General features: G+C 66.7%; 16 protein-coding genes and 1 tRNA gene. 6 read left to right on the top strand and 11 right to left on the bottom strand.

Annotated features, from left to right (window positions below):
• Positions 1-52: 52 nt before the first annotated feature.
• From efp to thiE, 3 genes are all read right to left on the bottom strand, one after another.
• Entirely contained in the window at positions 53-616 is a 564-nt protein-coding gene (efp, locus tag FHR21_RS16355) for an elongation factor P (protein WP_184100258.1), read from the bottom strand.
• Between the two features lie 105 nt (positions 617-721).
• Positions 722-2,686: an OPT family oligopeptide transporter gene (locus FHR21_RS16350; RefSeq protein ID WP_184100256.1), complete on the bottom strand. Its 1,965-nt coding sequence runs from the start codon at positions 2,684-2,686 to the stop codon at positions 722-724.
• 280 nt (positions 2,687-2,966) lie between these two features.
• The gene (gene thiE, locus FHR21_RS16345) at positions 2,967-3,605 is read right to left on the bottom strand and encodes a thiamine phosphate synthase (protein ID WP_184100254.1); all 639 of its coding nucleotides are present in this window, start codon (positions 3,603-3,605) and stop codon (positions 2,967-2,969) included.
• A gap of 44 nt (positions 3,606-3,649) precedes the next feature.
• On the opposite strand from thiE, the gene FHR21_RS16340 reads away from it, so the two are divergent.
• The gene (locus FHR21_RS16340; RefSeq protein ID WP_246427280.1) at positions 3,650-4,054 is read left to right on the top strand and encodes a hypothetical protein; all 405 of its coding nucleotides are present in this window, start codon (positions 3,650-3,652) and stop codon (positions 4,052-4,054) included.
• A gap of 177 nt (positions 4,055-4,231) precedes the next feature.
• On the opposite strand, the gene FHR21_RS16335 is transcribed toward FHR21_RS16340, so the two are convergent.
• The 5 genes from FHR21_RS16335 to tkt form a co-directional block, all read right to left on the bottom strand.
• A complete protein-coding gene (locus tag FHR21_RS16335; RefSeq protein ID WP_184100250.1) occupies positions 4,232-4,888 on the bottom strand; it encodes an O-methyltransferase in 657 nt (218 codons plus the stop codon).
• Positions 4,889-4,901: 13 nt separating this feature from the next.
• Positions 4,902-5,792 carry a fructose bisphosphate aldolase gene (locus tag FHR21_RS16330; protein WP_184100248.1) on the bottom strand — a complete coding sequence of 297 codons (891 nt, stop codon included), beginning with the start codon at positions 5,790-5,792 and terminating at the stop codon, positions 4,902-4,904.
• Between the two features lie 79 nt (positions 5,793-5,871).
• Complete coding sequence (locus FHR21_RS16325; RefSeq protein WP_184100246.1) at positions 5,872-7,068, bottom strand: phosphoglycerate kinase; 1,197 nt, start codon at positions 7,066-7,068, stop codon at positions 5,872-5,874.
• A gap of 106 nt (positions 7,069-7,174) precedes the next feature.
• Positions 7,175-8,182 carry a type I glyceraldehyde-3-phosphate dehydrogenase gene (gene gap / locus FHR21_RS16320; RefSeq protein WP_184100245.1) on the bottom strand — a complete coding sequence of 336 codons (1,008 nt, stop codon included), beginning with the start codon at positions 8,180-8,182 and terminating at the stop codon, positions 7,175-7,177.
• A 37-nt stretch (positions 8,183-8,219) separates the two neighbouring features.
• Positions 8,220-10,187, bottom strand: coding sequence for a transketolase (gene tkt, locus FHR21_RS16315; RefSeq protein WP_184100244.1), 1,968 nt, complete (start codon positions 10,185-10,187; stop codon positions 8,220-8,222).
• Positions 10,188-10,351: 164 nt separating this feature from the next.
• On the opposite strand from tkt, the gene FHR21_RS16310 reads away from it, so the two are divergent.
• The 4 genes from FHR21_RS16310 to FHR21_RS16295 all read left to right on the top strand — a co-directional run bounded on the left by FHR21_RS16310 (position 10,352) and on the right by FHR21_RS16295 (position 12,069).
• On the top strand, positions 10,352-10,558 hold the full coding sequence (locus FHR21_RS16310) for a hypothetical protein (protein ID WP_184100243.1): 207 nt from the start codon (positions 10,352-10,354) through the stop codon (positions 10,556-10,558).
• Positions 10,551-11,039, top strand: coding sequence for a cell division protein ZapA (locus tag FHR21_RS16305; RefSeq protein WP_184100242.1), 489 nt, complete (start codon positions 10,551-10,553; stop codon positions 11,037-11,039). The genes FHR21_RS16310 and FHR21_RS16305 overlap by 8 nt, the downstream gene beginning before the upstream one ends.
• 221 nt (positions 11,040-11,260) lie before the next feature.
• Entirely contained in the window at positions 11,261-11,842 is a 582-nt protein-coding gene (locus FHR21_RS16300; protein ID WP_184100241.1) for a 5-formyltetrahydrofolate cyclo-ligase, read from the top strand.
• Between the two features lie 11 nt (positions 11,843-11,853).
• Positions 11,854-12,069 carry a DUF2842 domain-containing protein gene (locus tag FHR21_RS16295; protein ID WP_184100402.1) on the top strand — a complete coding sequence of 72 codons (216 nt, stop codon included), beginning with the start codon at positions 11,854-11,856 and terminating at the stop codon, positions 12,067-12,069.
• 81 nt (positions 12,070-12,150) lie between these two features.
• Here the strand turns inward: FHR21_RS16295 and FHR21_RS16290 are convergent.
• Positions 12,151-12,227, bottom strand: a tRNA-Asp gene (locus tag FHR21_RS16290).
• 43 nt (positions 12,228-12,270) lie between these two features.
• A complete protein-coding gene (locus FHR21_RS16285; protein WP_184100401.1) occupies positions 12,271-13,419 on the bottom strand; it encodes an AI-2E family transporter in 1,149 nt (382 codons plus the stop codon).
• Between the two features lie 244 nt (positions 13,420-13,663).
• On the opposite strand from FHR21_RS16285, the gene FHR21_RS16280 reads away from it, so the two are divergent.
• A complete protein-coding gene (locus FHR21_RS16280) occupies positions 13,664-14,128 on the top strand; it encodes a DUF11 domain-containing protein (protein WP_184100240.1) in 465 nt (154 codons plus the stop codon).
• A gap of 12 nt (positions 14,129-14,140) precedes the next feature.
• Here FHR21_RS16280 and FHR21_RS16275 read toward each other — a convergent pair whose 3' ends face one another.
• Positions 14,141-15,466 (bottom strand): dihydrolipoamide acetyltransferase family protein, encoded by a 1,326-nt coding sequence (locus tag FHR21_RS16275; protein WP_184100239.1) that lies wholly within the window; start codon positions 15,464-15,466, stop codon positions 14,141-14,143.
• Positions 15,467-15,470: the final 4 nt, after the last annotated feature.

Genomic DNA, 15,470 nt, shown 5'->3' with positions numbered 1-15,470 from the left:
GCGGACCTGTCGCCCACCCCTAACCCCTCCCGCGAGCGGGAGGGGAAACTAATCAGTCCGCGCGCCGCACATATTCGCGGTCATAGACATTGACCACGATGCGGGTGCCGCTGGTGATGTGCGGCGGCACCATGACGCGCACGCCATTGTCGAGGATCGCGGGCTTGTAGGACGAAGATGCCGTCTGTCCCTTCACCACCGCGTCGGCCTCGACGATCGTCGCTTCGATCTGTTCGGGCAGTTCGACCGAGATCGGGCGCTCTTCCCACAGTTCGAGCACGACTTCCATGCCGTCCTGCAGGAATTCGTGGGCGTCGCCGATGACGTCCTTCGAAATGGTGATCTGCTCGTACGTATCCTTGTCCATGAAGACGAGATCGTCGCCCTCGGCATAAAGATACTGGAAATCCTTGGTGTCGAGGCGGACCTTCTCGACCGTGTCGGCGCTGCGGAAACGGTTGTTCAGCTTGCGCCCGTCGATCAGATTCTTGGCCTCCACCTGCATATAGGCGCCGCCCTTGCCCGGCTGAGTGTGCTGGATCTTGGTAACCTTCCAGATACCGCCTTCATATTCGATAATATTGCCGGGACGGATTTCAACGCCGGTGATTTTCATCGCGCACACTCGCTTCAACAAGGATGGAAAGAGCCGCCGGCCCGCGAGCGCGCACCGGTCACAGGAGCGCGCCCTTAGCGAGGGACGCGCCCGAGAGCAAGCCGCTTAGGGCGCGCTGTCCGCTGCGGCGCGTGTCCGGCGATAGCTATAGGTGATCGTACCGACGAACAGCAGAAGGCCGATCAGGATCGCGGCGGTCGCGAAATTCTCGCCGACCACCGCGAGCGGGGCGTCGCTGCCCGAACCGGCGACGATCCCCGCGAACAGCACCCCGAACAGGCTTTCGCCGACGATGAAGCCGGTGGCCAGCAACACGCCCATGCGGCTGGTGAATTCCGGCTTGGCGCTCCGCGCCGCGTGCTTTTCCCACAGATGGCCGACTAAGGCGCCGATGGGGATCAGGATGGTCAGCGACATCGGCAGATAGATGCCCATGCCGACGCCGAGCGGCGGCAGGCGCATCTTGCCGAGGCGGCCGAGGATTTCGTCGAGCGCGATCACCGCGACGCCGATCAGCGCGCCATAGCCGATCAGATCCCAGCGCAGGTCGCCGCCGAGCACGCCCTTGGCGAGCGCGCTGATCAGCGCCGCCTGCGGCGCCGGCAGGGCGTTCGCCCCGGCTCCCGCGGCGCCCGCGAAGCCGAAGGCCTGGTTCAGCAGGTCGAGCACCGGCGGAATGATCAGCGAACCGAAGGCGACGCCGATGACGAGCGCGAGCTGCTGTTTCCACGGCGTCGCCCCGACGAGTTGGCCGGTCTTCAGGTCCTGAAGATTGTCGTTCGAGATGGTCGCGACCGAAAAGACGATCGCGGTGGTGAACAGCGCATAGGCGACGAGCGCCGCCGTGTCGGCCTCGCTGTGGTTGCGGCCGAAGAAGAGCAGCAGCATCAGCGACGCCGCGATGACCGCGAGGATGCCGACGCCCGACACCGGGCTGTTCGACGCGCCGATCAGCCCGGCCATATAACCCGTGACCGCCGCGATGATCGCGCCAATGAAAAGGACGAACAGCAGGGTGGCGAAAATGACGGCCACCGGATTTTCGCCGATCGGCCCGCCCTGCGCGAAAAACCAGAGCAGTCCCGCGATCGGGATCAGCGAGCCGAGGATCGTGCCGACCACGACATTGAAGGACAGGTCGCGCTCGCCGAGTTCGACGATCTCGCCGTGACCGCGCGCCCGCGACGAGGCGATCGAGCCCTGAATGCCCTTGACGATCGGCCCGATGATCTTGAGCAGCGTCCACAGCGCCGCGACGCCGATGGTGCCGGCGCCGATGAAGCGGACCTGCTGCGAAAAGACCGCGCCGACGACCGCGTCGACCGAACCCACGGCCCCCTGTGCCGCGGTGAGCACGGGCATCAGCCCGCCCCAGGCGATCAGCATGCCGACCAGCATCGCGAGGCCGACCGACAGGCCGACCAGATGGCCGACCCCGATCAGCGCGAGCGACAGGCTGGCGCTGACCCCGCTGGCGCCCGCGCCGAGCTTGAAAGTCTTGCCGACCTCAGTCGCGGTCAGCTTCATCGCATCGAGCAGCGCAAAGCCCGCGCTGACCAGCGAGCCGAGCAGGATGGTGCGCAGCCCGCGCTGATTCTCCTCGGCCCCGTCGCCCGCGCGCGAGCCGACTTTCAACACCTCGGCGGCGGCGACGCCCTCGGGATAGGGCAGGTCCGATCCCGCGACCAGCGCGCGGCGCAGCGGCACCGAGAACATGACCCCGAGCGTGCCGCCGATGAAGCAGACCGCGGCGGTAATCCAATAGGGGAACCCCTGCCACCAGCCGACGATGACGAGACCGGGCAGCACGAAGATGATCGCCGCCAGCGTTCCCGCGGCACTGGCGATGGTCTGGACGATATTATTCTCGAGGATCGTCGCGCCCGACAGCAAGCGCAGCAGCGCCATCGAGATCACCGCGGCGGGGATCGAGGTCGCGAAGGTCAGCCCGACCTTCAGCCCCAGATAGACGTTCGCCGCGGTGAACAGCAGCGTGATCAGGCCGCCGAGAAGGATCCCGCGGAGCGTCAGTTCGCGCAGGCCCGCGGGCTGCTGGTCGGTGCGTGTCATAAAATGTCTCCCCGGCGGCATTCTCTTGCGCGGCGCTGCGGCAACCGCAAGCGAAAAGGCGACGAACCGAAGACGATTTGGCGCGCCCGTCCAATAACCGCCCCCTATCGCCTGTCATATCGGCGCCCATGACGCCCAAGCTCCCTTCCAGGCCAGCCCCCATCGGCCGGGTCCCGGCAGCGCTCCATCGCACGACGCCCTGCGCCGGCCTGTTCGGCTGGCGCGCACCGAAGGATCGCGGCGGGCACGACGCCGGGCCCGCCAAAACCGCCCCGGTCCATCAGCGCGCGCGCTGAGGGCCCAGGGTTTCGGCGAACAGGCGCACCGCCGCGGCGGGCCCGTCGGGATGTTGCCAGACGGCGGCCGACACCGCGAGGAAATCCGCTCCCGCGGCGATCAGCGTGTCCGCGTTCGCCGGCGTGATTCCGCCGATCGCGACGCAGGGCAGTTCGAACAGTCCCTGCCACCAGTTCAGGATTTCGGGGTCGGCGTGATGCTCGACCACCTTGGTCGTGGTCGGAAAGAAGGCGCCGAACGCGACATAATCGGCCCCCGCCTCGCCCGCCTCCATCGCGAGGTGGCGGCTGGCGTGGCAGGTTATGCCGATCTGCGCATCGGGGCCGAGCAGACGCCGCGCCTCCTTCGGATCGCCGTCGCCCTGCCCCAGATGGACGCCGTCGGCGCCGATCCGCTTCGCCAGCGCCATATCGTCGTTGACGATGAAGGCGGTGTCGTGCGCGGCGCAGATCGCCTGCAGCGGCTCGGCGAGCCGCGCCGCCGCGTGCTGATCGACGTCCTTGACGCGAAACTGGAAGGCCGCGACCGGCGCGGCGGATAGCGCCTCCTCGAGCCGGGCGGGAAAATCGCCCCCGACGTCGAGCGGGGAGATCAGATAGAGCTGGCAGGTCCGTGTGGTCATGGCGGGTTCATAGCCACGCCGCCATGCTCGGGCAAATGCAGAAAATGCCGCACTTCGCCGTCCTGTCGCTGATCGTCCCGCTCGCCCTCTCCGCCTGCGCGGCGAGCCGGTCGGCGCCGCCCGAGCCCGCGCCGCTTCCCGACGCCTCCAGCGTCGCGCTCGGCCAGCGCGCCTATGCCGACGGCCCGGTGATCCAGCCGGTGCAGGTCCTCGAAGACAGCCGCTGCCCGGAAAATGTCATGTGCGTGTGGGCCGGGCAGGTGCGGCTCAGGATGCTGTGGATTCGCCCCGGCGGCCGCACCCAGGCGTTCGAGGCGATTCTCGGCAAGCGCATCCCGCTCGCCGACGGCACGATCCTGCTCGAAAGCGTCACGCCCGCCAGGCACGCCGGACGGCCGATCAAGCCCGAGGATTACCGCTTCGCATTCCGCTTCGACGGCGGGCTGTAAGGCATCCTGCATTAGATCAGCATCATCTCTCTTCTGTTCATGTCGAGCGAAGTCGAGGCACCCATCGGCCTTGCGCCATACCGATGGGTGTCTCGACTTCGCTCGACACGAACGGGATGATGGGTCAGATTTAACGCACGCCGCTCTGGAGCCGAACCGCAAAAGACGGGCCGTCTCTCAGCGCACCCGCGCCAGCACGAACCCGTCCCATTTCTTCGCGCCCACGGTCTGCACCGCGGTCGCGTCGAGCCGCGGTTCGGCGCTCAGCATGTCGAACAGCGCGCGCGTGCCGTCGATCCGCGGATCGCCGCTATCCGCGTCGAGCACCCCGCCCTCGCGCACGACATTGTCGACGACGACGACCGTGCCGCTCCGACCGAGCCGGATCGCCTCGGCGACATAATGGGCGTTGTTCTGTTTGTCGGCATCGATGAAGACGAAGTCGAAGGGCGCCGCGTCGGTCATTGCGGCAAGACTGTCCCTCGCCGGGCCGACGCGGATGTCGACCTTGGCCGACACGCCGGCCCGCTCCAGATTCTCGCGCGCGACGCGGGCGTGCTCGCTTTCGATCTCCAGCGTCACCAGCGCCCCGTCCTCGGGCAGCGCCCGGGCCAGCCAGATGGTCGAATAGCCGCCGAGCGTCCCGACTTCCAGAATGCGCCGCGCCCCCGCAACCTGCGCGAGCAGCGACAGCATCTTGCCCTGTGTCGCCGACACGTCGATCGGCGGCAGGCTCTGCACCTTGTTGTTCGCGAGCGCGGCGGCGAGCGCCGCGTCGTCGCCGAGCAGTTTCCCGGCGATATAATCGTCGACGGCTTTCCAGCCCTCGCTCATCCCCAGGCGCCCATCAGGCTACCGAGGCCGCGTGGATTTCGTCGATCGCACCGCCGAGCGAGGCGTCGAACTCCGCGTCGCTCATCGGCGCGCGCAAATCTTCGAGCAGCGCGCGGCTGAAGCTCGCGATGATGCCGGGATTCTTCGCCAGATGGGCGCAGGCTTCGGGGCGCGAAAAGCCACCCGACAGCGCGACGACACGCAGCACCTTCGGATGATCGACCAGCGGCTGGAACAGCCCGGCCTCGGTCGGCAGCGACAGCTTCAGCATGACCGGCGCGCCGTCCCACGCGTCGAGCGCCGCGAGGCATTCCTTCAGCAGCAGGCGGTCGGCCGCGTCGCGCTCGGGGCTCTTGATATTGACCTCGGGCTCGATGATCGGAACCAGGCCGTGCGCCGCGATGCGCTTCGCTTCGGCGAACTGCTGCTGGACGATCGCCTTGATCCCCGCCGGGTTGCCGAGGTTGACGACGCTGCGCATCTTGGTCCCGAACACGCCCTTCGCGACCGCACGATCGCACAGCGCGTCGAGGTCGGGCATCGGCTTCATCAACTGGACGCCGTCGACCTCGACCTCCAGTCCCTTGTCGACCTTCAGGAACGGCACCACGCCGCGCTCCCACAGCAGCGCCGGCACCGGCTTGCCGCCCGCTTCGCCGTCCATCGTGCGCTCGAACAGAATCGCACCGATCACCTTGCTGCCGTCGAAGCAGGGCGCGGTGACGATGCGGCTGCGCATCGCGTGGATCAGGCCGAACATCTCCTCGTCACTCGCATAGGCATCCTCTCCGATGCCGTAACCGCGCAAAGCCTTGGGCGTCGAGCCGCCGCTCTGGTCGAGTGCGGCGATGAACCCCTGCCCCGATTTGATCTTGTCGAGCATGGCGGCGTTGGCGGTCGTCATAGGATCTCCGGTTGTTTGCATACGTATGTGACAGCGCGCATAGCTACCCCGCGCGCAGGATGCAATGGAGGCGAAAATTCTAGGCTTTCAGCGCGTCGACGCCGGGCAACGGCTTGCCTTCCATCCATTCGAGGAAAGCGCCGCCAGCGGTCGAGACGAAAGTGAAATCGTCCGCCACGCCGGCATGGTTGAGCGCCGCGACGGTATCGCCGCCGCCCGCGACCGAGATCAGCGATCCTTCGCGCGTCAGCGCCGCTGCCGTCCTCGCCAGCGCAACGGTTGCCATATCGAACGGCGGCGTCTCGAACGCGCCGAGCGGGCCGTTCCAGACGAGGGTACGACAGGTCTTGAGCACGTCTGCCAGCGCCTCGACCGCCGCCGGGCCGACGTCGAGGATCATCTCGTTGGCAGCGACCTCGTGGACGTTGACGGTGCGCGTCGGAGGGTTGGGCGCGAATTCCTTCGCGATCACCACATCATAGGGCAGATGGATGGTGCACCCGGCCTTGTCGGCGGCGTCGAAGATCATGTTCGCGGTATCGACCAGATCATGCTCGCACAACGACTTGCCGACATCGACCCCGCGCGCGGCGAGGAACGTGTTCGCCATGCCGCCGCCGATAATCAGATGATCGACCTGGCCGACCAGATTTTTCAGCACATCGATCTTGGTCGACACCTTGGCGCCGCCCACGACCGCCGCGACCGGATGCGCCGGATTGCCGAGCGCCGCGTCGAGCGCCTTGAGTTCGGCTTCCATCGCGCGTCCGGCATAGGCGGGCAGCCGGTGCGCGATGCCCTCGGTCGATCCATGCGCGCGATGCGCGGCCGAAAAGGCATCGTCGACGTAAAGGTCACCGACCTCGGCAAGCGCGTCGGCAAAGGCCGGATCGTTCTTTTCCTCGCCCGGGTGAAAGCGGGTATTCTCGAGCACCGCGACGTCGCCGGCGGCGAGCACGGCGACGCCTGCCTTCGCCCCTTCCCCGATACAGTCGGGGATGAACATCACCGAATGACCGAGGACATCGGCGACCCCGTCGATGACGAGGCTCAGGGACTGGGTCGGGTTCTTCGCGCCCTTCGGCCGCCCGAAATGGGCAAGCAGCAGCACGATCGCGCCCTTGTCGGACAGTTCGCGGATCGTCGGCATCGCCGCGCGAATCCGCGTGTCGTCGGCGACCGCGCCGTCGGACATCGGGACGTTGAGGTCGACGCGGACGAGGACGCGCTTGCCGGTGACGTCGCCAATGTCGTCGAGGGTTCGAAAGCCAGTCATGTCCAACTCCGTTCGCCCTGAGCCTGTCGAAGGGCCGTTCTTCTCTTCAAGAAAGACAGGGCTTCCCCCGGACTTGGTCCGGGGTCAGCCCAAACGGGGTTTCAGATTACAGCAGCCCCGCGATCACGCCGGCGGTATCGACCATGCGGTTCGAGAAGCCCCATTCATTGTCGTACCAGCTCACGACGCGAACCAGCTTGCCTTCGAGCACCGCGGTTTCGAGGCTGTCGATGGTCGAGCTGGCCGGGCAGTGGTTGTAATCGATCGAAACCAGCGGCTCGTCCGAATAATCGAGAACCCCTTTCAGCGCGCCTTCCGATGCGTCCTTCAGAATCTTGTTCACCTCCTCGACGCTCGTGTCGCGCTTCGGCGTGAAGGTCAGGTCGATCAGGCTGACGTTCGGGGTCGGAATACGAACCGACGAGCCGTCCAGCTTGCCCTTGAGTTCGGGAAGCACCTCACCGACCGCGCGCGCGGCACCCGTGGTCGTCGGGATGATCGACATCGCGGCGGCGCGGGCGCGACGCTTGTCGGGGTGGATCTGGTCGAGGATTTTCTGGTCGTTGGTATAGGCGTGGATGGTGGTCATCAGCCCGCGCTCGATACCCAGCGTGTCGTTGAGGACCTTGGCGACCGGCGCGAGGCAGTTGGTGGTGCAGCTCGCGTTCGAGACGACGACATGCTCGGCGGTCAGCTTGTCGTGGTTGACGCCGTACACGACGGTCAGGTCGACGCCCTTCGCAGGGGCGGAGATCAGCACGCGCTTGGCGCCGGCGGCCAGATGCTTCGACGCGCTGTCGCGATCGGCGAAGAATCCCGTGCATTCGAGCGCGATGTCGACGCCCAGCTCGGCGTGCGGCAGGTTGGCGGGGTCGCGTTCGGCGGTGACGCGAATGCGCTTGCCATCGACGACCATCGAGTCGCCATCGGCCTTCACTTCACCCGGGAAAGGGCCGTGGACGCTGTCGCGCTTGAACAGCAACGCGTTCGACTTGGCATCGGCGAGGTCGTTGATCGCGACCAGTTCCAGCCCGCAATCGGGGCGTTCCAGGATGGCGCGCGCGACGAGGCGGCCGATGCGTCCGAAACCGTTGATTGCGACTTTCACTGCCATGACGAAACGTCCTTTCTGCGTGGGAGCGGCCGGGTCCTTACTGTCCCAGCCGGGTCAGGATTTGGGGAGCGATAGCATCGGCGGTAAGGCCGAAATGCTGGAATAGGTCTTCGATCGGCGCCGAAGCGCCGAAGCTGTCGATTCCGAAGCGCAAGCCGTCGCGCCCCGTATAGCGTTCCCAGCCAAAGGTGGTGCCCGCCTCGATCGACACGATCAGCGCATCCTCCGGCAGGATATCGACTTGATACGCCGCATCCTGCTCGTCGAAGAGCTCGGTCGACACCATCGAGACGACGTCGGCGCCCTGCCCCGCGGCCTCCAGCCGGTCGGCGACCTCCATCGCGAGCGACACTTCGGAGCCCGTCGCGACGAGCACGACCTTGCGGGGGGCCGCGGCGCCGCGCAGGCGATAACCGCCTTTCGCGCAAAGATTTTCGGTGACGTCATGACGCAGCGGCGGCAGGTTCTGGCGCGTGAGCGCGAGCAGCGTCGGCCGATCCGTCTGCGCGAGCGCGAGCGCCCAGCATTCGGCGGTCTCGACCGCGTCGGCGGGGCGCATGACGAGCAGGTTCGGCATCGCGCGCAGCGACTGGAGATGCTCGATCGGCTGGTGCGTCGGCCCATCCTCGCCCAGGCCGATGCTGTCGTGCGTCATCACATAGACCACGCGCTGACGCTGGAGCGCCGACAGGCGGATCGCACCGCGACAATAGTCGGAGAACACCAAAAAGGTGCCGCCATAGGGAATGACCCCGCCGTGCAGCGCCATGCCGTTCATCGCCGCCGCCATGCCGAACTCGCGGATACCGTAATAAATGTAACGGCCCGAATAATCGTCCCGCGTCAGGGGCTTGGTCGACGCTGTCTTCGTGTTGTTCGAACCGGTCAGATCGGCGCTGCCCCCGACCAGCGCCGCAATGTCGGCGGTCAGCGCGGTCAGCGTGTTTTCCAACGCCTTGCGCGTCGCGACCTTCGGCGGCTCGGCGACGAGTCCCTCGAGATAGGATTGGAACGCGGCGCCGGGAGTCGCCTTGCCGGCAATGCGTGCTTCGAAATCCGTTTTCTTTTCGCTGGTTGCAAGCCGTCCATTCCATTCGGCGTGAAGCGCCTTGCCCGTCTCTCCGAAGGCCGCCCAGGCGGCCGCGATATCGACGGGGATGACGAAGGGTTCGGCGGTCCAGCCGAGCGTTTCGCGCGCCGCCGCCACCTCGTCGACGCCGAGCGCCGCGCCGTGGGTGGCCGACGTGCCCTGCTTGTTCGGCGCGCCGAAGCCGATGATCGTGCGGCACGCGATCAGCGAGGGCCGCTCGTCGGCCAGCGCGGCGTCGATCGCACGGCGGATATCGGCGGGGTCGTGCCCGTCGCAGCTTTCGACGTGCCAGCCGGTCGCGGCATAGCGCGCCCGCACATCCTCGCTCGTCGACAGGTCGGTCGACCCGTCGATGGTGATGCGATTGTCGTCCCACAGCACGATCAGCCGCCCCAGCTTCAAATGTCCAGCCAAACCAATGGCTTCGTGGTTGATGCCCTCCATCAGGCAGCCGTCCCCGGCGATGACATATGTGCGATGATCGACAAGTTCGTCGCCATAGATCGCGTTCAGATGCCGCTCGGCAAGCGCCATGCCCACCGCGGTCGCCAGCCCCTGCCCCAGCGGCCCGGTGGTGGTTTCCACCCCCGCCAGTTCGAAATTCTCCGGATGCCCGGCACACGGACTGCCGAGTTGCCGGAAGCCGCGGATTTCATCGATCGTCGGATGCGCATAGCCCGCGAGATGCAGCGTCGCATAGACGAGCATCGAACCATGCCCCGCCGACAGCACGAATCGGTCGCGGTCGGGCCACGCCGGATCGGCGGGATCGAATTTCAGATAATCCGAATAAAGCACCGTCGCGACGTCGGCCATGCCCATCGGCATCCCCGGATGGCCGCTGTTCGCGGCCTGGACGGCATCCATCGCAAGCGCGCGGATGGCGTTGGCGAGTTGGCGTTCGGGCAGTGTCATTCGTCCCCCGGAAATGGCTGGGCTATCATGCGCGACTGCCCTTTGCGGGGCGGCGGTCCGAAGTCAACCGCTCGCGGCAAGAAATCGCGCAAAAAGCCGGGTTCACCCGTCAGCCCGGTGCTCGGCAATTGCGCCCATCCGGCGCCGCTGCTACGTCTTCGCTCATGGAACTCGACCTCGACGAATCCAGCCTTGCCATCGGTCGCATCGAGCGGGCGCTGAGCCGGATCGAGAAGGCGCTCGCCGATCGCGCGAATCGCCCGGCCCCCGCCACGGCGGCGCCCGCCGCCGACGCGTCCGCCCTCAAGGCCGAGGTCGCGGCGGTGATCGGGGAGCTCGACCGGCTGATCGCGGAGGCGAAAAATGGCTGACGTCCACCTGAATATCGCCGGGCGGCCCTATGACGTCCACTGCGCCGACGGGCAGGAGGAGCAGCTTCGCCAACTCGCGGCGCTTGTCGACGAAAAGGCCCGCGGAATCCAGGGCGGCACCGAGGTGCGCCAGCTTTTGTTCGCGGCGCTGATGCTCGCCGACGAAGCGAGCGAAGCGCGCGGCAAGGTTCAAAAGGCCGAACCCCAGTCCGATTCGCTGCGCGCCGCCGTGGCGCTCGCCGAAAGCCGCGAAGCCGCGGCGCGCGACGAACTGCACGCCGCGCAAGCGCGCGAACAACAGGCGCTCGGCGAAGCGCGCGCGGCCGCCGAACGCGAGGCCGCGGCGCGTGCTGAACTCGAGAAGCTGCGTCAAGGCGCACCCGCCACGTCGGCTTCGCCCGCCGGACGGCACGACCGCGCCCTGATGCAAATCGCCGACCGGATCGAGGCGCTGGCAGTGACTGCCGAGCAAATGGCTTGAGACCGGACGCCCGCGTCCCTAAATAGAAGGCGGCGGGCACTGCCCGGCACGAGCCGCTGCGAATATCCCTGAGGCGATACATCATCCAAGGGAGCTGTCCCTGCCCGGACCCTGGTCCGACGTACATGGCCCCCACCTGACGTTACTGGCGTCAGAGGATCTTCCGGCAAACGACCACGGCGGTCCCGCCAACCCGCCCCGAACGAAGGCCGAAACCGGCGATGAACGATCCGTCCGCCGATCCGGCCCAGCAGAAGCAGCGATTGCGCGAACGGCTGCGGTTCCGCCGCAAGCATTTTGTCGCCAATCTGGACGCCATCGCGCGCCTGGCGGCCTTTCGTGCGCTGCCGCAGCCGCTGGCCGACCTGATCGCGGATCGCGATCCCATCGCCGCTTATATCGCCTGGGGCGACGAACCTGACATCCTGCCGATGCTGGCCGGCCTTCCTCTCGCCCTTCCCCATCACGCCGGACGCGATCCGGCGATGACGTTCCGGCACTGGGCGGCCGACGGCACGCTGGCAAAGGGGCCATGGGGACCGCAGCAACCCGGCGGTGATGCCGAATCGGTCCGCCCGGCGTTGATATTCTGCCCGCTCGTCGGTTTCGATCGTCGCGGCGGACGGCTCGGTCAGGGCGGCGGCCATTACGATCGCTATTTCGCCGCGCAGTCCGACATTCCGCGCATCGGCGTCGGCTGGTCGGTGCAGGAGGTTGACGCCGTGCCCACCGAATCGACCGATGCGCCGCTCGATGCGGTGCTCACCGAACAGGAATTCCTTCTTTGCGGAGACCGATTGTGACCGAAGGCCCGATGCAGCCCGAACCGAGCTGGCGCAAGCCCGCCGGCATCTTCCTGATCCTGTTGCTGATCGCCGTCTGGGCCGCGATCATCGTCAGCCTGTCGCCCTGGGTGGGGCGTTGGCCGATTCTAGTGCAGGCGATCTTCTATCTTGCCGCGGGGATCGTCTGGATCCTGCCGCTGAAGCCGCTGCTGCGCTGGATGGAACTGGGGCGCTGGCGCGGCTGAGGCGCCGCGCCGATCATAAGGATTTCCGATTGTGAAGCGATCCCAAGCCGCGGCCGCCATTCCGTCTGAACCGACAGGGAATGGCGCGAGTGACGGGGCTCGAACCCGCGACCTCCGGCGTGACAGGCCGGCACTCTAACCAACTGAGCTACACCCGCGTGTGCTTGGGAGCCGCGCCAATATGCGTCCCATCCCGGCCTGTCAACCGTCGCTTTCGCCATGGCCGCGATTTAAGCGCGCGCGCATCTCCTCGACCGTGGTCAGCGTGCCGCGCTCGAACAGAAAACCGGCGAGATCGGGGGTTCCGGTCGACTGCAGGATCGTCTGCAGGATCAGCAGCAACGGCACCGCGAGCAGTGCGCCGGGCGTTCCCCACACCCAGCCCCAGAAACTCAGCGACACGAGGATCAGCAGCGGATTGATGGTCAGCCGGCGTCCGAGCACCAGCGGGGTGATTAGATTCGCCTCGACCAGATGGACGCCGATGAAGATCAGCGCCGGCAGCAGCGCGAACCCCACCGCGTCGAAGGTCATCAGCCCGCCGAGCGCGAGCAGGATCGCGGCGACGATCGGCCCCAGATAGGGCACGAAATTGCAGATCGCGACGATGCCGCCCCACATGAAGGGCGACGGCATGCCCAGCGCCCAGAGCAGCAGCGACACGATTAGCCCAAGGATCGCGTTGATCGCGGTGATCGTCGCCAGATAATCGGCGGTCGCATCGACGACATTCTGGATCACCCGCGCGGTCTGCATCGCCCCGTCGAAGCTGCCGCGGCGGCGGATCGTGCCCTTGCGCAGGCGGGTCCAGCCGGCGAGGAAGAAGAAGACGACGAGAACGGCGAAAAAGAGCTGAATCGCCGCCGACGGCGCCGCCGAGATGAAATAGTCGACGACCGAGGTCGGCGCCGTCGCCGACAGTGCCTGCGCCGTCGCCTCACTGCCGCTGGCAACCGAGGCGAGGGTGCGGTCGACGAAGCGTTGCAGCGTCGAATAGAAATCGATGAGCGGCGCCAGATTGCTCTGAATGCGCGGGATCGATTCGGGGAGCCGCGTGAACCATCCGGTCGCCGGCACGACGATGATCGCGAGCGCAGCATTGATCAGCGCCAGAAAGGCCGCGAGCGACAGGAAGGCGGCGAGACCCGACGGCACGCCGCGCCGTTCGAGCCATTCGAGTACCGGCACCAGCGCGATGGCGATGACGATGGCTGCGGTCAGCGGCAGGAAGAATTCGGCCCCCGCCTGAAGGGCAAAAGGCAGGCCCAGACAGAAGGCCGCACCCAGAATCAACGTCAGCGCCGCAAGCAGGCGATCGCGGCGGAAATCGTCGATCTCGATCTGGTGCAGGGGACCGGCGCCCGGCGGGCGCGTGCTCCCCCTTCCCCTGTCCTCGGCCACGTCCACGATCTCCCATCTGGTCGCCGCACCTTAGGCGAGCTTGGGTCCGCACGCCAGTCGGGTCGAAGATGCACTTCCCCGCCCCTCCCCCATGCGACAACGCGCAGAAATCCTGTTGGTAACTGGCGTGTTAACCAGAATTTTCCTTTTGGGTGCCAGATGCTTGCGGCCATATTCAGCCATAGGGATGCTTATGCGAACCGCCTGTCTTCTGCCGCTCGCCCTGCTTGCGCCGGGTCACGCCTTCGCTGCGGATGCGGTCGCGCTCGACAACAGCGTGTTCGTCGAACGGGTGACGACCGATGCCAGCGGCAAGCAGCGCGTGCTGCTAGAAGAACCCAGGGCGGTGACGTCGGGGGATCGACTCGTCTTCGTTCTCGCCTATCGCAACGCCGGGAACCAGCCAGCCGACCGGCTGGTCATCACCAACCCGCTCCCTGCCGCGGTGCGTTTCACCGGTGCGGGCGACCATGCGCCGCTCGTGTCGGTCGATGGCGGCCATGCCTGGGGTCCGCTGGCCGAGCTGACGATCCGCCAGCCGGACGGATCGCGCCGCCCCGCGCAGCCGAGCGACGTCACGCATGTCCGCTGGGCCTTTCAACGGCCCGTTCCCGCCGGGGCGTCCGGCAAGCTGCTGTTCCGGGGTGTCGTCCGATAAGCGACGCTTTGCTCAATCCGCGAACAGCAGGACCGGCGTCTCGAGCAGCTTCTTGAGCGCCTGGACATAGCTCGCGGCGTCCCAGCCGTCGACGACGCGGTGATCGCAACTGATCGACAGGTTCATCAGCTTGGCGCGGCGAATATCGTCGCCCCCCTGAGGATTTTTGGCGAAGACCGGACGCTCGACGATCTTGTTCGGGCCGATGATCGCGACCTCGGGCCGGTTGATGACCGGCGTCGTCGCGATGCCGCCAAGCGGGCCGAGCGAGGTGACCGTCAATGTGCCTCCGCTGAGTTCCTCGACCTTCGCCTTGCCGGTGCGCGCGGCTTCGGCAAGGCGCGTGATCTCGCTCGCAAGCTGCCACACATTCTTGTCCTGCGCGTCGCGGATGACCGGGACCATCAGCCCCGCATCGGTCTGCGTCGCCATGCCGAGGTGCACCGCGCCGTGGCGCGTCACCACGCCGCCTTCGTCGTCGTAGCGCGCGTTGATCATCGGAAACTGCGGGATAGTGCGGCAGATCGCGACGATCAGGAAGGGCAGCATCGTCAGCTTGGGTCGCTGGCCACGGTTGGCGTTGAGGTCGGCGCGCATCGCCTCGAGCGCGGTGACGTCCATTTCCTCTACATAGGTGAAATGCGGGATCGCGCGCTTCGACGCCGCCATATTCTCGGCGATCTTGCGGCGCATCCCGATGACCTTGACCGGCTCGTCGGCGCGCGCGCGCGAGGCGCCGGGCGCATGATAGCCCTGTCCCGCACTGTAACGGAGGAAGGCGTCGAGATCGGAATGGCGAATGCGGTCGCCCTCGGCCTGGACCTGCAACAGATCGACGCCGAGATCGCGCGCACGGGTGCGGACGGCGGGGGATGCGAGAACGGATTTCTTCCCCCTCTCCCCTTCAGGGGAGAGGGTCGGGGAGAGGGGAATAGCAGCAGAAGCGGGAGCGGCTTCGGCCCCCTCTCCCAACCCTCTCCCCTTCAGGGAAGAGGGTTTTTCGGCTTCCTCAGCCACCGAAATCTCTTCCGCCCCGGGCGTTTCCGCGACGACCTCTTCTTCACCTGTTTCCTCGGTCGGTGCTTCCACAACCTCACCATCGGTCTCGATCACTGCCAGCGTCGAGCCGATGGGGATCAGATCGCCGACCTCGCCCGCCAGTTCGACCACCGTTCCCGACACCGGCGATTCCATTTCGACGGTCGCCTTGTCGGTCATCATGTCGGCAAGCTGCGCATCTTCCTCGATGCGGTCGCCGATCTTGATATGCCAGGCGACGATCTCGGCCTCGGCGATGCCTTCGCCGATGTCGGGCAGACGGAATGAGTAGCGGGCCATGGCG

The sequence above is a fragment of the Sphingopyxis panaciterrulae genome (assembly GCF_014199295.1).
Lineage (GTDB): Bacteria > Pseudomonadota > Alphaproteobacteria > Sphingomonadales > Sphingomonadaceae > Sphingopyxis > Sphingopyxis panaciterrulae.
The sequence above is the reverse complement of the archived record's forward strand: the minus strand, read 5'-3'. Positions and strand labels throughout refer to the sequence as shown.